General features: G+C 69.0%; 21 protein-coding genes. 14 read left to right on the top strand and 7 right to left on the bottom strand.

What is annotated here, in order from left to right:
* The 3 genes from VKQ35_RS01755 to VKQ35_RS01745 all read left to right on the top strand — a co-directional run bounded on the left by VKQ35_RS01755 (position 1) and on the right by VKQ35_RS01745 (position 4,244).
* Complete coding sequence (locus VKQ35_RS01755; RefSeq protein ID WP_324358326.1) at positions 1-1,446, top strand: efflux transporter outer membrane subunit; 1,446 nt, start codon at positions 1-3, stop codon at positions 1,444-1,446.
* Positions 1,447-1,515: 69 nt separating this feature from the next.
* A complete protein-coding gene (locus VKQ35_RS01750) occupies positions 1,516-2,658 on the top strand; it encodes an HlyD family efflux transporter periplasmic adaptor subunit (protein ID WP_324358325.1) in 1,143 nt (380 codons plus the stop codon).
* Positions 2,659-2,684: 26 nt separating this feature from the next.
* The gene (locus VKQ35_RS01745; RefSeq protein ID WP_324358324.1) at positions 2,685-4,244 is read left to right on the top strand and encodes a DHA2 family efflux MFS transporter permease subunit; all 1,560 of its coding nucleotides are present in this window, start codon (positions 2,685-2,687) and stop codon (positions 4,242-4,244) included.
* Positions 4,245-4,251: 7 nt separating this feature from the next.
* Here the strand turns inward: VKQ35_RS01745 and VKQ35_RS01740 are convergent, their stop codons facing one another.
* Together VKQ35_RS01740 and VKQ35_RS01735 are read right to left on the bottom strand one after the other, a co-directional pair.
* Complete coding sequence (locus tag VKQ35_RS01740) at positions 4,252-4,794, bottom strand: recombinase family protein (RefSeq protein WP_324358323.1); 543 nt, start codon at positions 4,792-4,794, stop codon at positions 4,252-4,254.
* 120 nt (positions 4,795-4,914) lie between these two features.
* Positions 4,915-5,487, bottom strand: a complete 573-nt coding sequence (locus tag VKQ35_RS01735) for a GNAT family N-acetyltransferase (RefSeq protein WP_324358322.1) — start codon at positions 5,485-5,487, stop codon at positions 4,915-4,917.
* Positions 5,488-5,514: 27 nt separating this feature from the next.
* Between VKQ35_RS01735 and VKQ35_RS01730 the strand changes: the two genes are divergently transcribed.
* From VKQ35_RS01730 to VKQ35_RS01700, 7 genes are all read left to right on the top strand, one after another.
* Positions 5,515-6,438, top strand: a complete 924-nt coding sequence (locus VKQ35_RS01730; RefSeq protein ID WP_324358321.1) for a histone deacetylase family protein — start codon at positions 5,515-5,517, stop codon at positions 6,436-6,438.
* A 53-nt stretch (positions 6,439-6,491) separates the two neighbouring features.
* Complete coding sequence (locus VKQ35_RS01725) at positions 6,492-7,079, top strand: histidine phosphatase family protein (protein ID WP_324358320.1); 588 nt, start codon at positions 6,492-6,494, stop codon at positions 7,077-7,079.
* A 9-nt stretch (positions 7,080-7,088) separates the two neighbouring features.
* A complete protein-coding gene (locus tag VKQ35_RS01720) occupies positions 7,089-7,331 on the top strand; it encodes an exodeoxyribonuclease VII small subunit (RefSeq protein WP_324358319.1) in 243 nt (80 codons plus the stop codon).
* Between the two features lie 516 nt (positions 7,332-7,847).
* A complete protein-coding gene (locus VKQ35_RS01715; RefSeq protein WP_324358318.1) occupies positions 7,848-8,765 on the top strand; it encodes a farnesyl diphosphate synthase in 918 nt (305 codons plus the stop codon).
* Positions 8,766-8,792: 27 nt separating this feature from the next.
* The gene (dxs, locus tag VKQ35_RS01710) at positions 8,793-10,706 is read left to right on the top strand and encodes a 1-deoxy-D-xylulose-5-phosphate synthase (protein WP_324358317.1); all 1,914 of its coding nucleotides are present in this window, start codon (positions 8,793-8,795) and stop codon (positions 10,704-10,706) included.
* 1 nt (position 10,707) lies between these two features.
* The gene (locus VKQ35_RS01705; RefSeq protein ID WP_324358316.1) at positions 10,708-11,484 is read left to right on the top strand and encodes an FRG domain-containing protein; all 777 of its coding nucleotides are present in this window, start codon (positions 10,708-10,710) and stop codon (positions 11,482-11,484) included.
* A 16-nt stretch (positions 11,485-11,500) separates the two neighbouring features.
* Positions 11,501-11,830: a hypothetical protein gene (locus tag VKQ35_RS01700; protein ID WP_324358315.1), complete on the top strand. Its 330-nt coding sequence runs from the start codon at positions 11,501-11,503 to the stop codon at positions 11,828-11,830.
* 36 nt (positions 11,831-11,866) lie between these two features.
* On the opposite strand, the gene VKQ35_RS01695 is transcribed toward VKQ35_RS01700, so the two are convergent.
* From VKQ35_RS01695 to flgF, 5 genes are read right to left on the bottom strand one after another with little or no spacing between them, the layout of a single operon-like run.
* Complete coding sequence (locus VKQ35_RS01695; RefSeq protein WP_324358314.1) at positions 11,867-12,325, bottom strand: hypothetical protein; 459 nt, start codon at positions 12,323-12,325, stop codon at positions 11,867-11,869.
* Between the two features lie 22 nt (positions 12,326-12,347).
* The gene (gene flgH, locus VKQ35_RS01690; RefSeq protein ID WP_324358313.1) at positions 12,348-13,100 is read right to left on the bottom strand and encodes a flagellar basal body L-ring protein FlgH; all 753 of its coding nucleotides are present in this window, start codon (positions 13,098-13,100) and stop codon (positions 12,348-12,350) included.
* A gap of 15 nt (positions 13,101-13,115) precedes the next feature.
* Positions 13,116-13,871: a flagellar basal body P-ring formation chaperone FlgA gene (gene flgA / locus VKQ35_RS01685; RefSeq protein ID WP_324358312.1), complete on the bottom strand. Its 756-nt coding sequence runs from the start codon at positions 13,869-13,871 to the stop codon at positions 13,116-13,118.
* A gap of 4 nt (positions 13,872-13,875) precedes the next feature.
* Positions 13,876-14,664: a flagellar basal-body rod protein FlgG gene (gene flgG / locus VKQ35_RS01680; RefSeq protein ID WP_324358311.1), complete on the bottom strand. Its 789-nt coding sequence runs from the start codon at positions 14,662-14,664 to the stop codon at positions 13,876-13,878.
* A gap of 14 nt (positions 14,665-14,678) precedes the next feature.
* The gene (gene flgF, locus VKQ35_RS01675) at positions 14,679-15,419 is read right to left on the bottom strand and encodes a flagellar basal-body rod protein FlgF (protein ID WP_324358310.1); all 741 of its coding nucleotides are present in this window, start codon (positions 15,417-15,419) and stop codon (positions 14,679-14,681) included.
* 222 nt (positions 15,420-15,641) lie between these two features.
* Here flgF and VKQ35_RS01670 point away from each other — a divergent pair, with 222 nt between their 5' ends.
* From VKQ35_RS01670 to VKQ35_RS01655, 4 genes are all read left to right on the top strand, one after another.
* Positions 15,642-16,232, top strand: a complete 591-nt coding sequence (locus tag VKQ35_RS01670) for a flagellar basal body-associated FliL family protein (protein WP_324358309.1) — start codon at positions 15,642-15,644, stop codon at positions 16,230-16,232.
* Between the two features lie 39 nt (positions 16,233-16,271).
* Positions 16,272-17,369 carry a flagellar motor switch protein FliM gene (gene fliM / locus VKQ35_RS01665; protein WP_324358308.1) on the top strand — a complete coding sequence of 366 codons (1,098 nt, stop codon included), beginning with the start codon at positions 16,272-16,274 and terminating at the stop codon, positions 17,367-17,369.
* Positions 17,366-17,896, top strand: a complete 531-nt coding sequence (locus VKQ35_RS01660; RefSeq protein ID WP_324358307.1) for a DUF6468 domain-containing protein — start codon at positions 17,366-17,368, stop codon at positions 17,894-17,896. The genes fliM and VKQ35_RS01660 overlap by 4 nt, the downstream gene beginning before the upstream one ends.
* A partial coding sequence (locus VKQ35_RS01655) for a hypothetical protein (RefSeq protein WP_414692301.1) occupies positions 17,893-18,498 on the top strand: 606 nt, incomplete at its 3' end. The genes VKQ35_RS01660 and VKQ35_RS01655, both read left to right, overlap by 4 nt.

The raw sequence follows: 18,498 nt of genomic DNA, 5'->3' as shown, positions 1-18,498 counted from the left end.
ATGACCGTTTCCCGCACCTCCGCCCCGAAGACGCTCCTGGGCCTCCTCGCCGCCACCGCGCTCCCCCTCGTGCTTGGGGCCTGCGCCACCTTGCCGGCGGCGGCGCCCGCCCGGATCGCCAAGGCGCCGGCGAGCTATGCCGCCACGCAGGCCCTCGCCGGCCCCAGCCGCGACTGGCCGGCCGACGCCTGGTGGACCGCCTATGGGGACCCGCAGCTGAACGCGCTGATGACCGAGGCCCTGGCCGGCGCGCCGGACCTGGCCCAGGCGCAGGCCCGGGTGCGCCGCGCCGAGGCGCTGGCCGCGACCGCGCGGAGCCGCGAGACCCCCACCGTCACCGCCAACGCGAGCGCGGAGGACCAGAAGCAGAGCTACAACTTCGGCATCCCGCCGGAGTTCGTGCCGCAGGGCTACAACGCCTATGGCCGCCTGACGCTCGACTTCAACTGGGAACTCGACTTCTGGGGCAAGAACCGCGCGGCGGTCGCCGCCGCCGTCTCCGACGCCAAGGCCGCCCAGGCCGACGCCGCCGAGGCGCGGCTGATGCTGTCGACCAATGTGGCCGCCGCCTACGCCGACCTGACGCGGCTCTACGCCGAGCGCGACGTCGCCGAATCCTCCATCGGCGTGCTCACCGAGACCAGCAAGCTGGTGAGCGATCGGGTGACCAACGGCCTCGACACGCTGGCCGAGCAGCGCCAGGCCGAGGCCGACCCGCTGCAGGCCAAGGCCGACCTGACGGCCATCGACGAGCAGATCGCGCTGACCCGCAACCGCCTGGCGGCGCTGGCCGGCGCCGGTCCCGACCGGGGCCTGACGCTCACCCGCCCGAACGCCGCGGCGCTGAAGGCCGTGGGCGTGCCCGCTCAACTGGCCGCCGACCTGGTCGGCCGCCGCCCCGACGTCACCGCCGCGCGCTGGCGCGCCGAGGCCGCCGCCAGCCGCATCCATGAGGCCCGCGCGGCCTTCTATCCCGACATCAACCTGGCCGCCTTCATCGGGACCGAGGCGCTGCACCTGGACAAGCTGTTCGCCTCGGGCTCCGACATCGGCTCGGTGGGGCCGGCGGTCAGCCTGCCGATCTTCGACGGCGGGCGCCTGCGGGCCGGCCTGCGCGGCGCCGAGGCCGACCGCGACGCCGCGGTCGCCAGCTACGACGCCACGGTGACCGAGGCCTTCCGCCAGGTCGCCGACGTGGTGGCCTCCAGCCGCGCGCTGCAGTCGCAGGTCGCCGACTCCCGCGCGGCGCTGGCCGCCAGCGAGGACGCCTATCGGATCGCCACCCTGCGCTACAAGGGAGGCCTCGCCACCTATCCCACCGTGCTGCTGGCCGAGCAGGGGGTGCTGCGCCGGCGGCGCACCGTCGCCGACCTCGACGCCCGCGCGCTGGCCCTCGACGTCCAGCTGATCCGCGCGCTTGGCGGCGGCTATCACGCCGCGGCCTGAAACCCGACCTGACTCGACAAAGACCCGGTTAGCCCCATGAACTATCGCCCGACCTCAAGGACCGCCCCGATGGCCGACGCCGCCACCCTCGACAAGCCCGCTGCGCCGACCGGCGCCGCGACCGGTGCAAGCCTGGGCGCCAAGCCCGGCCCGTCCGCCGCCCAGGCGCGGCGCCGGCGGCTGCTGATCTGGCTGGCGGCGGCGGTGGTCGTGGGCGCCGCGCTCTACGGCGTCTACGCCTTCCTGTTCACCGGCAAGACGGTGTCGACCGACAACGCCTACGTCGGCGCGGATGTGGGCCAGGTGACGCCGCTGATCGCCGGGCCCGTCGCCAAGGTGCTGGTGCGCGAGACCGAAGCGGTGAAGGCCGGCCAGCCGCTGGTGGTCCTCGACGACGCCGACGCCAGGATCGCGGTCGAGCAGGCGCAGGCCGCGCTCGGCCAGGCGGAGCGCAAGGTGCAGGGCTATGGCGCCAGCGACACCGCGCTCGCCGGCCAGGTGGCCGCGCGCGACGCCGACATCGCCCGCGCCCGCTCCGACCTCGACCGGGCCAAGACCGACCTCGACCGGCGCCAGGCGCTTTCCGCCTCCGGCGCGGTCTCCGGCGACGAACTGACCAACGCCAAGAACAAATACACCGAGGCGCAGGCGGCGCTGGCTCAGGCCCAGGCCAGCCGCGCCGCCGCGGCCGGCAGCCGCGAGGCCAACCGCGTGCTGATCGCCGGCGTCAGCCTGGAGCAGAACCCCGAGGTCGCCGCCGCCCGCGCCCGCCTCGACGCCGCCCAGCTGAACCTCTCCCGCACCGTGCTGCGCGCGCCGATGGACGGCATCATCTCCAAGAAGCAGGTGGAAGTCGGCCAGCAGGTCGCCATCGGCGCGCCCCTGATGGCCATCGTCCCGGCCAGCGAGGCCTATGTGGACGCCAACTTCAAGGAAGTGCAGCTCGACAAGGTGCGCCCCGGCCAGCCGGTGACGCTCACGTCCGACCTCTATGGCTCGAAGGTGAAGTTCCACGGCCGCGTGCGCGGCCTCTCCGGCGGCACCGGATCGGCCTTCTCGCTGATCCCGGCCCAGAACGCGTCCGGCAACTGGATCAAGGTGGTGCAGCGCCTGCCGGTGCGCATCGACCTGGATCCCAGGGAGCTGGCGCAGCACCCGCTGCGGGTCGGCCTGTCGATGAAGGCCTCGGTCGACATCTCTAGCGCGAACTAAGCTTCCGGCATCGAAGGCTCAAGACCATGGCCAGCACTGGCGCCACCACGTCCGCAGCGCCCGCCCCGATGACCGGCGCGATGCTGGCGATCACCTCGATCGCGCTGGCGCTCGGCACTTTCATGCAGGTGCTGGACGGCACCATCGCCAACGTCTCGATCCCGACCATTTCGGGCAATCTCGGCGTCGCCACCAGCCAGGGCACCTGGGTGATCACCTCCTTCGCCGTGGCCAACGGCGTCTCGGTGCCGCTGACCGGCTGGCTGATGATGCGCTACGGGGTGGTCAAGACCTTCGTCGGCTCGGTGGTGATGTTCACCATCGCCTCGTTCCTTTGCGGGGTGTCCTGGAACCTGCCGTCGCTGATCATCTTCCGGGTGCTGCAGGGCGCGGTCTCCGGGCCGATGATCCCCGGCTCGCAGGCGCTCCTGATCATGATCTTCCCGCCGGCCAAGCGCGGCACCGCGCTCGCCATCTGGTCGATGACCACGCTGGTGGCGCCGATCAGCGGACCGATCCTGGGCGGCTATATCTCCGACAACATCTCCTGGCCGTGGATCTTCCTGATCAATGTGCCGGTGGGGATCATCTGCGCGGTGCTGTGCTGGCGGAACATGCGCAGCCGCGAGACCCCGACCCGCGTGGTGCCGATCGACCGCACCGGCTTCTTCCTGCTGCTCACCTGGGTGGGCGCCCTGCAGGTCATGCTGGACACCGGCAAGGACGCCGACTGGTTCAACTCCGCGGCGATCGTCGTCGAGCTGATCATCGCCATCATCGGCTTCATCGCCTGGCTGATCTGGGAGCTGAACGAAGCCAACCCGATCGTCGACCTGTCGCTGATGAGGTCGAGCAACTTCGTGATCGCCACGGTGGTGTCCTGCGTCGGCTACGCCCTGTTCTTCGGGGCCAATCTCCTGCAGCCGCTCTGGCTGCAGACCCGGATGGGCTACATCGCCACCTGGGCCGGCCTGGTCGCCGCGCCGTCGGGCGTCGTGGCGGTGTTCCTGACCCCCTTCGCGGCGCGGCTGATGAACAGGATCGACGCGCGCTGGACCGCCAGCCTGTCGCTCGCCGCCTTCGCGGCCTCTTTCTTCCTGCGCTCGCAGTACACCACCGACGTCAGCTTCGGTGTCCTGGTCGTGCCGATGCTGGTGCAGGGCATCGCCATGAGCACCTTCTTCGTCTCCATGGTGACGCTGACGCTGAACGGCGTGCAGGGCGCCCAGGTGCCGCAGGCGTCGGGCCTCTACAACTTCCTGCGGATCACCGCCGGCAGCTTCGCGGCCTCCATTGTCGGCACCTGGTGGGAGCAGTCGGCCAACATGCACCAGAGCCGGCTCTCAGAGGTGATCGGCTCGGCCGACCCGACCTTCACCGCGGCGCTGGGCCGGCTGCAGGGCCTGGGCCTCAGCCTCCAGCAGTCGGTGGGCGCGGTGACCAACCAGGTGACCAGTCAGGCCTATCTGCTGGCCACCGACGACATCTTCCGCATCGCGTCCTTCGCCATGGTGGTACTGATCCCCTGCGTCTGGCTGACCAAGCGGGCCCTGGGCGCCGGCGGCGCCGCGCACGCGGCCGACTAGCCGCGGACTAGCCGCCGCAGGGTTCCAGCGCGCGGAGCTTGCGCCAGACGGTCATGCGGCTGACGCCCAGGCGCCGCGCGATCTCGACCGGCCCGACGCCGGCGCGCTGCAGGGCGCGGATTTCCTGGGTCGCGGCGGGCTTGCGCGCCCGGGCCGGGCCCACCGGCTCGAAGGCCGCCACCGCCTCCAGCGCCGCGCGGAGCGCCGGGCCGCCGGGGCCGCGGCTTGAGAGGTCGGGCCGCAGGATCTGCAGGCTGGCGCCGCGCCGCTCAAGACGCTCCAGCACCGTCAGCATGGCCCGGCCGCTGGCGCCCAGATGGTCCAGCCGCCCGACCACCAGCTCATCGCCCGAGCCGATGAAGTCGAGGATCGAATGCAGGGTCGCGAAGGGATCGGCGCCCGGCTGCGGCGGCTCCTCGGCGCGCACCACCTGGCAGCCGGCCGCGCGTAGATCCGCCGCGTCCCGAGCCGCGTCGCCCAAGGAGACGCCGTCGGAAGCCTCGCTTCCGGGCGCCGGCTCGCGCAGCCTCACATAGCCGATCCTGAGCATGCGCCCGCCCGCGCCCCGCCGTTTGAAGAGGTTCCGGCGCGCAGAGTCCCAAATGCAGAGCTTCCCGCCAAGAGGCGAAAGGTTAAATCGCGGCAATATTCTACCGCGTGACGGGCCGATTCAGGCGAGATTGTGTTCGTTTGACGCCGATTTCGCGGTCCCGCCGGCAAAACTGTTCCCATCTCGCCTGAGAATGTATTCGTGATCGACTACGCTGCCGACCGCGAAGCCATACTCGCCGACCTTCGCGAACCCCTGGCGGGCGTAGAACCGCTGGGCGCCGTGGTTCTCCGACCAGACGCCGAGCCAGACCGTGCGCCGCCCCTGGGCCTCCAGCCAGGCCATGATCTCGCCGAACAGGCGCAGGCCCAGACCGCCGCCCTGCGCGTCCTTGCGCATATAGATGCGCTTGAGCTCGCCGCATTGGGGCGTCACCTCGGCGTGGGGAAGGCCGCAGGGCCCGGCCAGCGCGTAGCCGATGGCCTGGCCGCCCGCCTCGACCAGCCACGCGGCCTTTTGCGGGTCCGCCAGGTCGGCGCGGGTGCGCTCCAGGCCGTAGGCCTCCGCGAGGAAGCTCGCGAGGTCGTCCGGCGGATAGAGATGCCCGAAGGTCTCGACGAAGGTCTGCGCGCCGATGGCGGCGAGGATCTGCGCATCGGCGGACCCGGCGCGGCGGATCAGGGGTTCAGGCATAACGCGGAATCTGAGGTAAGGTGAAGCATGACTGTCGCGCTCTACACCCATGTCGATATGCTCGACCACCATCCAGGCGATCGCCACCCCGAACGGCCGGAGCGGCTGAAGGCGGTGACGCAGGCGCTGAGCGACAGCGATATGCGCTTCATGGTGCGCGACGCGCCCCTGGCGGAGGAGGCCGATCTCGCCCGCGTCCACCGCCGGCCCTACCTCGACGCGATCTTCGCCAGCCAGCCCGCGGCCGGACGGCTGAAACTCGACGAGGACACCTGGATGTCGGCCGGCAGCCTCAACGCCGCGCGCCGCGCCGCCGGCGCCGTGGTGGCCGCGGTGCGCGACGTGGCCGCCGGCGAGGCCGACCGTGCGTTCTGCGCCGTGCGCCCGCCGGGCCACCACGCCGAGCCCGGCCTGCCGATGGGCTTCTGCATCTTCTCCAACGTGGCCATCGCCGCCCGCGCCGCCCAGGAGGCGGGCCTACGTAAGGTCGCCGTCGTCGACTTCGACATCCACCACGGCAACGGCACCCAGGCCGCGTTCGACGGCCAGGACGGCCTGTTCCTGGCCTCGATCCAGCAGTGGCCCATGTGGCCCGGCACCGGCCATCCGGACGAGCCGGTCAGCGCCAATATCGCCAACGCCGTGGCCCCGGAGGGCGGCAGCCGCGAGGTCTGGCGCAAGGCGTTCGAGAGCCTGATGCCCAAGGTCGACGCCTTCGCGCCCGACCTGATCATCGTCTCCGCCGGCTTCGACGCCCATGTGCGCGACCCGCTGGGCGCCGGCGGCCAGTCGCTGGAGGCGCAGGATTTCGCCTGGGCCACCCGCGCCATCGCCTCGGTGGCCAACCGCCACGCCAAGGGCCGGGTTGTGTCCTCGCTGGAGGGCGGTTACGACCTTGAAGCATTGGGCTCGTCGGCGGTGGCGCACGTGCGGGCTCTCTCCGAGGGTTAGGGGCGGCGCGTGGGGGTCAATTGGCAGGCCGTTCAGATGGACCGGCAGGCGCCTTGACCGCCTCCAAATCCACTGGCGCGATCACGCTCGCCCGTCACGGCGAGCCGGCGCTCTCGCGCAAGGTCAGGCTGTCGGCCAGCGAATACCGCGACTTCTGGGCCAACTACGAGATCATGGGCCTGCTGCCCGGCCAGACGCCGCCGGCGCACCTCTCCGTCTTCGTCGAGCAGTGCGACCTGCTGATCGCGTCCACGCGCCTGCGCGCCATCGAGAGCGCCCAGGCGGTGGGACAGGGCCGCGCCTTCGAGCAGGAGGCCCTTCTGGTCGAGGCGCCCTTGCCGCCACCCAACTGGCCGTCGTGGATCCGGCTGTCGCCCAGGCTCTGGGGCTTCTTCGCGCGGTTCTGGTGGTGGTTCTTCGATCATCATGAAGGCGGCGAGACGCGGCGTGAGGCCGAGGCCCGCGCCGACCAGGCGGCGGACAAGCTGCAAGAGCTGGCGCTTGGCGGACAGAACGTCGTGGTCCTGGCCCACGGGTTCTTCAATTTTTTGATCGCGCGCGCGCTGAAGCGGCGCGGTTGGCGTCCGACTCTGCGTGAAGGCTACAAGTACTGGTCGACGCGGCGCTTCGAGCGGCGTTAGGAAGGACCCATGTCCGAACCGGCCGACATCGCCACCCTCAGCTTCGAACAGGCGCTGGCCGAGCTCGAGCAGATCGTCGCGCGGCTGGAGAGCGGCCAGGCGCCGCTGGAGGACTCCATCCGCATGTACGAACGCGGCGCGGCGCTGAAGGCCCACTGCGAGACGCGGCTCGAGGCCGCGCGCCTGCGCGTGGAGAAGATTGTGGTGGGCGCGGGCGGCCCGCCGGGAGTCGAACCCGCCGAGTTCAGCTGATGCGCCGGGCGGTTCTCGCTGTTCAGGTCTTGTTCGGACTGCTCTGCGCAGCCGGCGCTGCCGCCATTCTCTGGCTCGCACCAAATCCCCCTCCGGAGATGTTTGCTGGCGAATCCGTAGTCGCAGGGTGGTTGTTGTCGACCGATTGCCAGAACCACGGCCGGGTCACATTTGCCTACCAGGTGGGTGGAAGGACATTCCAGACCAGCGGTTCCAGCCCGGTCGGTCCCCCCGATTGCTTTGATCTCCATCGAGGACAGCCCTTGAAGGTCTGGCTTGAGAACGGCCATCCCGGAGATGGCTCACTGCGCGACCTTCAGCCTCCGCCGGTTCGTTCACATGCTGTTGCTTGGGCAGCGGCTTCCGCCCTGATGGTCTTCGCCCTCGTGGTGGTTTGGGGAGCCGTGATGTCGCCGCTGAGCGCCAACAACATGCGCCTCAACGCTTGGCTGTTTTGGGGTGAAAGGGGCAAGCCATGACCGGTCCTCGGGCAGCCGAACCCGCCGAGTTCAGCTGATGCCCGCCAACGATCCAGGCGGGCCGGCGCCCCGGACCGGAGCGATCTCCCATCGTGTGGCCCAGGCCGCCGATCTGGTCACCGTCGCCTTGGACGAGCTTCTGCCCCGGGCGGACGGGCCGGAGGGCCGGCTGACCGAGGCGATGCGCTATGCGGCGCTCGGGCCCGGCAAGCGGCTGCGCACCTTCTTCGCGCTGGAGACCGGCAAGATGTTCGACGCGCCGGAACGCGCGGTGCTGCGCGCGGCCTGCGCGCTGGAGTGCATCCACGCCTACAGCCTGATCCACGACGACCTGCCGTGCATGGACGACGACGACATGCGGCGCGGCCGGGCGACCACCCACAAGGCCTATGACGAGGCGACCGCGGTCCTGGCCGGCGACGCGCTGCAGACCGCGGCCTTCGAGATCCTGGCGCACCCGGACACCCATTCCGACGGGGCGATCCGCGCCGAGCTGGTGATGAAGCTCGCCCAGGCGGCGGGCGCCAAGGGGATGGCCGGCGGCCAGATGATCGACATTCTGGGCGTGCGCGACGATCTGGGCGGGGTCGCGCGCATGCAGCGGCTGAAGACCGGGGCGCTGATCGCCTGCGCCTTCGAGCTGCCGCTGGTGATCGCCCGCGCCAAGGATAGCGAGCGCCACGCCATGCTGGCCTTCGCCCACGATCTGGGCCTGGCCTATCAGATCGTCGACGACCTGCTGGACGCCGAGGGCGACGCGGCGAGCCTGGGCAAGGCGGTCGGCAAGGACGCTGAAAAGGGCAAGGCGAACTTCGTCACCCTGCTGGGCGTCGACGCCGCGCGCGAGCGGCTGAGCCTGCTGCGCGACCAGACCAAGGCTCACCTGGAGCCCTTCGGCGTGGCGGCCGAATTCCTGCGGGCGAGCGTCGATTTCGTGTTAGAGCGCCGAAACTAGTTCCCGTTCGCGGTCCGCTTGAGATCCATGCCCGACACCCCTCTGCTCGACACGGTCGCCTCGCCCGCCGACACCCGCGGCATGACGATCGCCCAGTTGAAGACGCTGGCCGACGAGCTTCGGGCCGAGACCATCGACGCGGTGTCGGTGACCGGCGGCCACCTCGGCGCGGGACTTGGCGTGGTCGAGCTGACCGTCGCCCTGCACCATGTCTATGAGACGCCCAAGGACATCCTGATCTGGGACGTCGGCCACCAGGCCTATCCGCATAAGATCCTCACCGGCCGGCGCGACCGTATCCGCACGCTGCGCCAGGGCGGCGGGCTGTCGGGCTTCACCAAGCGGGCGGAAAGCGCCTACGATCCGTTCGGCGCGGCGCACGCGGCGACCTCGATCTCGGCCGCGCTCGGCTTCGCCGCCGCCCGCGACCAGAAGGGCGAGGACAACAAGGTCGTGGCGGTGATCGGCGACGGCTCGATGAGCGCCGGCATGGCCTATGAGGCGATGAACCAGGCCTGCGAGACCACCCGCCAGCTGACCGTCATCCTCAACGACAACGACATGTCGATCGCGCCTCCGGTGGGCGGGATGAGCGCCTATATGGCGCGCCTGGTCTCCGGCGGCGGCTACCAGTCGCTGCGCAAGGTCGGCAAGTCGGTGGCGCGCGTGCTGCCCAAGCCGATGCAGGAGGCGGCCCGCAAGGCCGAGGAATTCGCCCGCGGCATGGTCACCGGCGGCACCTTCTTCGAGGAGCTGGGCTTCTATTATGTCGGGCCGATCGACGGGCACGACATGGACGCCCTGGTCCATGTGCTGCAGAACGCGCGCGGCATCAACGACCGGCCCGTGCTGGTCCACGTGGTCACCCAGAAGGGCAAGGGCTACGGCCCGGCCGAGAACGCCGCCGACAAGCACCATGCGGTGGTCAAGTTCGATGTGGTCACCGGCCAGCAGGCCAAGGGTCAGGCCGCCGCCCCCAGCTACACCAAGGTCTTCGCCCAGGAACTGATCAAGCGGGCCGAGCTCGACCCGAAGATCGTCGCCATCACCGCCGCCATGCCGTCCGGCACCGGCCTGGACCTGTTCGGCGACCGCTTCCCCGAGCGCACCTTCGACGTCGGCATCGCCGAGCAGCATGCGGTGACCTTCGCCGCGGGCCTGGCGGCCGATGGGATGAAGCCGTTCGCGGCGGTCTATTCGACCTTCCTGCAGCGCGGCTACGACCAGGTGGTGCATGACGTGGCGATCCAGCGCCTGCCGGTGCGCTTCGCCATGGACCGCGCGGGCCTGGTGGGCGCCGACGGGCCGACCCATGCCGGCTCCTTCGACATCGGCTTCATGGGCGCGCTGCCGGGCATGGTCTTGATGGGCCCGGCCGACGAGGCCGAACTCGCCCGCGCCATCGCCACCGCCGTCGAGATCGACGATCGCCCGTCCGCCTTCCGCTATCCGCGCGGCGAGGGGACGGGCGTGGAAATCCCCGCGCTCGCCGACGCCTACGAGATCGGCAAGGGCCGCATCGTGCGCGAGGGGACCGCCGTCGCCATCCTGTCGTTCGGGACGCGCCTTGGCGAAGCGCTGAAGGCCGCCGACATGCTGGCCGCGCGCGGGCTGCCCGCCACGGTCGCCGACGCGAGGTTCGCCAAGCCGCTGGACGTCGATCTGATCCTGCGGCTCGCCCGCGAGCACGAGGCGCTGATCACCGTGGAAGAGGGCGCGATGGGCGGCTTCGGCGCGTTCGTCCTGCAGGCGCTCGCCGACCACGGCGCGCTCGACCGCGGCCTGAAGATCCGCAGCCTGGTCCTGCCGGACGTCTTCCAGGACCAGGACAAGCCGGACGCCATGTACGCCCAGGCCGGCCTCGACGCGGAGGGTATCGTGCGCGGGGCGCTCGCCGCGCTCGGCATGGACAACGCCATCGCCAAGGGTTGGCGAGCTTAGAATGGCCGACGCTCGCAGAGGAAGACCTCCCGAGCCGGAGCCCCAATGGCGGCGATTTGAACGATTTCTTTCGGAACTCTCATCGCCTGACTGGGTGTTTCGGGGCCATTCGGACACATCTTGGAAGCTACGCCCTAAGATCGGTCGAGAGGATTTGGTCTCGAAATGGACCGCTTCCGCAGAGGTCGCGTTACTCGCCGAGTTCAAGCGGAGAGCTCGGCAATTCGAGACGGGAGTGGATTTCAGCGATTGGGATTGGCTGGCTCTGGCTCAGCATTTTGGCTTGCCGACCCGTATGTTGGATTGGACTCAAAATCCTCTTGTGGCCGCCTATTTTGCAGTTTCGTCTCGCCCGCTGAATACGGACGCCGAGGTCGTGGCTGTCCTCGCTCGAGAGCGCGATTACCTGGACCTCAATGATGAAGGCGCGCGGAACCCAAGGCCGTTTGACAGCGACACTTGGCCTTCCCAATTTGATGCCCAAGGCGGTGTCGCTTTTGTGAGGCCGCTAATACGTGCCCCGAGAATGATTTCGCAGCGCGGGGTATTTTCGGTTCATCTGAACCCGACCGAAGATTGGGAGGGGTTTCGGCGGAGACTTCTGGGTCAACCTCGATATCGGATCATCAAACCGCGGAGATTTAAGATTCCCGCCGCGTTTCGCCTTCACTTTCAGAACCGCATTGGCAGCCTAGGAGTTGATGCCTCGTCAATTATGTCTGATCTCGGTGGAATCTGCGAGGCGCTGACATGGCGCTACATGAACCCGTCGCTCTAATCTGATAGCCTCCATCATGGACAACGATCCCAACACCTCTCCGACTCTTGAAGCAGGAAATGTTTCAGCTTCCGACCTGCAAGCGGCGGTCGATGGGATTGGCTTGGACAAAATCGACGGCGAGCTGCGCCCTGGCGGCGAGGGAACCGTGGTTGTCCTAGGAATCGACGTGGTTCCTGGGCTGGTCCTTCGTAGAGCTGAGGGAAATTACGAAGCGCCGGGTGTCGTCTATATAGAATCGAGTGGGGGAAATTCGAAGAGCTCTCAGTCTCGGCGTGCGACCATTTTGTTTCACGTAAGCGATGCCGGTGGCATTGAAGTCGATCAAGTAGCTCTCGCTAGCTAGCAAAGTAGTCTGCAAGAGCTTGTGTGGCGCGGATTGCTAATCACTCGCCCGGCAGAGCCGCAGGAAGTCGTGCTGCTGGGCGAAGCCGTTGGGCAGGTTCAGCCACCGGTCGCCGAGCTTCATCTTCAGCTCGCCGGTATCGGCCACCCGGGCGAGGATCGGGTCGTCGGCGCGCAGCTGGAACTGCAGCTCCACCCCGCCAAGGCTGTCGGCGCCATAGTCCACGCCGCCGCCGCCGTAGCGCTTGAAGAGCTCGCCGGAATGCAGTTCGACGATCGGCGGATCGCCGCGCTGGCCGAAGACCGTCAGCCGGATCTCGCCGGAGTGCGGCCGGCAAGCGGCCAGAACCCGCAGATCGTCCGAGTTGGGGACGCCCAACATGAGCTGAAGGGTCCCTTGAGGAGTCTCACCCAACAGCCAGGAGACGCGTTCCACCGGCGTCGCGCAGCCGCCGAGCGCGGCCGCGAGCAACCCCAGGGCGATCAACCCGCGCATCTTAAAGCGACCTCCTCTCGCCCTAGAACGGCGAGAACTTCTCCATGATCGACTGCAGAGCGGGCGTCTTCTGGACGCGGCTGATGTCGCCGCGGCCGCCGTAGTTCAGGCGCTCTTCCGCGATCTGGGTGTGCAGGATGGTGTTGGCGGACGAGATGTCCTCGGGCCGCACGATGCCGGCGATGGTCACCTGGCGCATCTCGTTGTTGATCATCATCTGCTGGGTGCCCTGGATCACCAGGTTGCCGTTGGGCAGCACCGAGGCGACCACCGCGGCGATGGTGGTGGTGATCTGCTCCTGGCGGTTCACCGCGCCGACGCCGTCGCTGGTGGTCTTGGCGTTGGTGCTGACGGCGGTCGCGGGGTTGAAGCCGCTCGGCAGAATCTTCCCAAGCGTCGATTCCAGGCCGAGCAGGTTGGGGATGCCGACGTTGTTGCTCGAGGTCCGGCCGGCGGTCGTCTCGTTGGAGGTCTTGGCGCTGTCGTTGACATTGATCAGCACGGTCAGGATGTCGCCGGGCTGGTGCGCGCGCTGGTCGTTGAAGAAGGTCCTGGCCCCCGTGCGCCACAGCGAATTGGCGGTGGCCGGCTGCGGCGCCGGGTTCTGGGCGTAGATCTTCTGGTCGAGCGGCGCGAGCTGGGCGGGGAAGCCGACGGGCGAGAGCTCGGGGCCCTTCACGGCCTCCTTGATCGAGGAACAGGCGCCGAGCGGGGCCAGGATCAGGACGGCGAGGGCGGCGCCAGTGCAGGCAAGAATTGGGGTGCGGGTACGCATGGAACGGATTTCCTCTTAGCGGGCGGCGTAGCGGAGGGAGCGGGCGGATTTCATCTGGTCGGCGCCGGGGCCGACCACGGCCTGGCCGGGTCCGGAGACCACGGCCTGGACGATCTTCTTGGACTGGGTGTTCATCACGGCCAGGGTCTCGCCGATGCCGGCCGACGCCATGGCCTTGCCCTCCAGCGTCAGCGAGACGCCGTCGGAGTCGTATTTCACGCTGATCAGGTCGCCGGCCTTGATGACGATGGCGGCGGCCACGTCGTGGGCCAGCACCACCGCGCCGGCGCGCAAGGGACGCTTGGCCATCTGGCCGATCACCTGGTCGGCGTCGGAGGGCGCGTCGCCAGGCGCGCCGACCGCCTTGGTCCAGGCGAGGTCGGTGGGCTGGACGATCTCTCCGGCGCCCAGGCTGCGGGTGTAGGTCAGGACCTCGGTATTGCCGCGTGCGGCGGACACAGCAGGCGAGCCCCCCGCCGCGGCGCTGGGCGCGCCGGCGTGGACGACGATGCGGTGCAGACCCTCGGCGTTGGCCCAGTCGAGGCCCGCGCGGCGCGCCGCGGCCTGGACGGTCGCCGCGTCGAGCACCACGGTCTGGCCGGTGCGGGTGGCGACCGCGACGCGGCCGGCCGGGCCGGCGCCGTCGAAGAGGTCGCCCAGGGTGACGACGCTGTCGGCGCTCGCCGCGTCGGCCTTCAGGCTGACGGCGCTGCCCGCCAGGGCGGGGCCGGCAAAGGCCAGAACCGCGATGAAGCTTACGAAGCCGCGCATGACCCTAGCCCTTCACCTGGTTGGCGACCTGCAGCATGTTGTCCGCCGTCGAGATCACCTTGGAGTTCATCTCGTAGGCGCGCTGGGCGACGATCAGCGAGGTGATCTCGGTCACCGGATCGACGTTGGAGGCCTCGGTGTAGCCCTGCGTCAGGGTGCCGAAACCCTGGACGCCCGGGACCCCGGTGACCGGTGCGCCTGACGCGCCGGTCTGCAGGAAGAGGTTGCCGCCCTGGGCCGAAAGGCCGCCCTCGTTGGTGAAGCTGGCGAGCTCGAGCTGGCCGACCGTGCTGGGCGTCGTGTTGCCGGGCTGGGTGACCTGCACCTGGCCCGACGGCGAGATGGTGACGTTGGTGGCGTCCTGCGGGATCGAGATCGCCGGCTGAACCTGGTAGCCGTCCTGGGTGACGAGCTGGCCCTGGTCGTTGGTCGAGAAGTTGCCGGCCCGCGTGTAGGCGATCTCGCCGGTGGGCGTCAGCACCTGGAAGAAGCCGCGGCCGTTGATCGCCAGGTCGTACTGGTTGCCGGTCTGGGTGAGCGCGCCCTGGGTGTTGATCCGGTAGACCGAGCCGGCCTTCACGCCCGCGCCGATCTGCACGCCGGTCGGCACCACGGTGCCCTGGTCGGACGACTGCGCGCCGGCCTGCTGCAGGGTCTGGTAGAGCAGATCCTGGAACTCGGCCCGCTGCTTCTTGTAGCCGACGGTGTTCATGTTCGCGATGTTGTTCGAGATGACCTCGACGTTCATCTGTTGCGCGGCCATGCCGGTCGCGGCGGTACGGAGAGCTTGCATCGCTCAGGTCCTCACTAATTGGCCTTGCCGAGCCGCGCGACGGAGTTGCGCGACAGATCGGATTCGGTGGACATCATCTGGGTGACGGACTCGTAGGCCCGGCTGACATCGATCATCTTGGTGATCTGGACGATCGGATTGACGTTGGAGCTTTCCAGCATCCCCTGGCGCACCTTGGCGTCGGTGGCGGCGGTCGGCTGCTGGTTGGCGGCGTTCTGGAACTGGTTGTCGCCGGTCTTTTCGAGGGCCGACAGGCTGTCGAACTTGTAGACGCCGATCTTGCCGACCCGCTCGGCGCCCTGGCTGACGATGCCATCCTGCGAGATGGTGATCGCGCCGGGCTTCGACGGGTCGATGGTGACCTGGCCGCCGCCGTCGTCGGCGACAGGATCGCCGGCCTGGGTGGTGATCACCCCGTTGGCGTCGGTGCGGAAGTGGCCGTCGCGGGTGAAGCGGTCGCCGTTCTTGGTGGTGACCTTGAAGAAGCCCTGGCCCTCGATGGCGAGGTCGAAGTTGGCGTCGGTCTTGCGCAGGGTGCCCTGGCCGAAGTCGCGGGCCACGCCGTCGGCGCCCACGAACTTCACCGGACGCGGGCCGCCCGTGGTGAAGGCCGGCGCGCCCGGCACCGTCTTGGTGATCAGGTTTTCGAACTTGAAGCCGTTGGTGTCGGCGTTGGCGATGTTGTTGGCGATGATGTCCATCTGGCGCTTGAGCACCATCTGGTTCGACAGGCCGACGTAGAGGGCGTTGTCCATGGAATTTCTTTGCAGCCTTGTTGGACGCGACACTTTCGCCAGTCAGGGCTGCAAGCTTCGGGCCAACTTAAAAGCTGAACGAAATCAACAAATAGAATAGTTAACGCCTGCCCAGCGGCGGAAAATGCCGGGCAGGGTTCGCACCTATTAACGACCGTTAAAAACCGCGCGTTAACCAACTTGCCCCCATGAGAGAGGCGTAAGTTTCTAAGGAACGCGCGCGTGGCCGAAGACAAGGTCAAGGAAGCGCCGGAGGGGGAAACCCCCGAGGGCGAAGACGGCGAGGGCGCCAAGCCCAAGAAGAAGCTGCCGTTGATGATGCTCATCGCCGGCGCGGCCGCGATGGTGCTCGTGCTCGGCGGCGGCGGGGCTGCCTATTTCTTCCTGCTGAAGCCCAAACCCGAGGCCGCGGCCGGCAAGGACGCCAAGAAGAAGCCCGCCAAGAAGAAGGGCGACAAGGACAAGAAGGACGACAAGACCGCGGCCGTGGTCCGCGAAGGCCCGGACGGCGTCCTGTTCTATACGATCCCCGACGTGGTCGTGAACATGCAGACCGCCGACGGCAAGCCGACCTTCCTGAAGCTCAAGCTCACCCTGGAACTGCCCGACCAGGCGACGGTCGACGACCTGGAGCCGAACATGCCCAGGCTCCAGGACATGTTCCAGACCTTCCTGCGCGAACTGCGCCCGGAGGACCTTTCCGGCAGCCAGGGCTCCTATCAGCTGCGCATGGAGATCCTGCGCCGGGTCAACCTGGTGATCGCGCCGTCGAAGGCCAACGCCGTCCTGATCGAGGAGATGCTGATCAACTAGCGCGCCCTCACAGGACGCGCCCGCGATCGCTCAAGACGCATGGCCGACGAACCCGAAGACATCACCGCCGAGACGCCCGAAGGGGTCCAGGCCGCCGACGCCGCGCCGAACGGCGAGGACACCAACTCGTGGGCCGACGACCCCGACGGCCAGTCCGAACGCATCCTCAATCAGGACGAGATCGACAGCCTGCTCGGCTTCGACCTCTCCGAGGAAGAGGGCGGCGAGCGCACCGGCATCCGCGCGATCATCAACTCGGCGCTGGTCTCCTACGAGCGCCTGCCGATGCTGGAAATCGTCTTCGACCGCCTGGTGCGGTTGATGACCACGTCCTTGCGCAACTTCACCTCCGACAACGTCGAGGTCAGCCTCGACAACATCTCGTCCATCCGCTTCGGCGACTATCTGAACTCGATCCCGCTGCCGGCGATCCTGTCGGTGTTCCGGGCGGAAGAGCTGAACAACTACGGCCTGCTGACCGTCGACTCGAACCTGATCTATTCGATCGTCGACGTGCTCTTGGGCGGGCGCCGCGGCACCGCGGCCATGCGTATCGAGGGCCGGCCCTACACCACCATCGAGCGCGTGCTGGTGCAGCGGATGGTCGAGGTCGTGCTGGCCGACGCCCGCGAGGCCTTCGAGCCGCTGACCCCGGTGAACTTCACGCTGGACCGCCTGGAGACCAACCCGCGCTTCGCCGCCATCGCGCGCCCGGCCAACGCCGCCATTCTGGTGAAGCTGCGCATCGACATGGAAGACCGCGGCGGCCGCATCGAGCTGTTGTTGCCCTACGCCACGCTGGAACCCATCCGCAAGATGCTGCTGCAGCAGTTCATGGGTGAGAAGTTCGGCCGCGACAACATCTGGGAAGGCCACCTGGCCACCGAGCTTTGGACCACCCAGATGGACGTCCGCGCCGTGCTCGACGAGCAGCAGATGGGCCTCAAGCAGGTGCTCGACCTGAAGGTCGGCGACACCCTGATGCTGAACGCCACGCCGGACAGTCTGATCGAGCTGCGCGCCGGCGTCATCCCGCTCACCCGCGGCCGCATGGGCCGCCGCAACGCCCACATCGCCGTCCGTGTGGAGGCGCCGCTGACGCCGCACGCGCGGCAAGCCGTGACGAGGACATCATGAGCTTGATCGGTTTGGCCATGAACCTGCTGCTGGCCGGGCTCCTGGTCGCCGCCCTGATGATGGGCTGGCGCCTGAACCGCCGCCTGAAGGCGCTGCGCGACAGCCATGACGGCTTCGCCACCGCCGTCGCCGAGCTGAACACCGCCGCGGCCCGCGCCGAACAGGGCCTTTCCGACCTGCGCGCCGCCACCGACGAGGCCGTCGACATGCTGGCCGACCGTATCGAGAAGGGCCGCAGCCTGGCCATGAAGCTGGAGCGCCTGGCCGAGCACGCCGCGGTGCCGCAGCGCCCTGCCGCCGCGACCCCGGACGACCCGGTGGCCGAGCGCCGTCTGGGCGCCCTGCTGGCCGCCGCCCGCGAGGCGCGCCCCGAGCGGGTCATGCCGCCGCTGCGCCCGGAAGTCCGCAACGAGGTCCGCGCCCAGATGCAGCCGCAACAGCCGGCGCGCGCCCGCCGCACCGTCGAGGACGAGCTCTTCGACGACGAACCCCTGATCCTTGAAGCTATCCGCGGAGCCCGCCGGTGAAGAACATGCCTCGCATCCTGCCGCTGGTGGGGGTCGCGCTGGGCGGCGTGCTGGCGATCAATGCGCTCGCCGGCGCGCGCAGTCTTCCCGACCTGATCTCCGGCGCCAAGGCCTTCGCCGAAGAGGCCGCCAAGCCGATCGGCGGCGATAAGAAGGCCAAGGCCAAGTCCGCCAAGCCGGCCGACGCCACGCCCGCCGATGCGGCGGCGAAGCCCGTCATGCCCGCCGTCCCGGGCGGCTCGACCGTTGCCGCGGCCACCGGTGACGCCGCCGACACAGCCGCCACCGCCGGCCTGCCGCCGCCGACCATCACCGCCAAGCCGGTCTGCGCGCCCACCGCCGCGGAACTGGCCAAGGAAGCCGGCCTCTCGCCCGCCGAACTGCAGGTGCTGCAGAACCTGGGCGCGCGCCGCGGTCAGCTGGACCAGCGCGAAGCCGACCTCTCCACCCAACTTGCCCTGCTGGCCGCCGCCGAGGCGAAGATCGACGTCAAGACCAAGGTGCTGCAGGGCCTGAAGGCCGATGTGCAAGCGCTGCTGGCCCAGGCCGACGGCCGCGAAGCCGCCGAGACCGACCGGCTGGTGAAGGTGTTCGAGGGCATG

The organism is Phenylobacterium sp. (genome assembly GCF_035309685.1).
GTDB lineage: Bacteria > Pseudomonadota > Alphaproteobacteria > Caulobacterales > Caulobacteraceae > Phenylobacterium.
The sequence above is the reverse complement of the archived record's forward strand: the minus strand, read 5'-3'. Positions and strand labels throughout refer to the sequence as shown.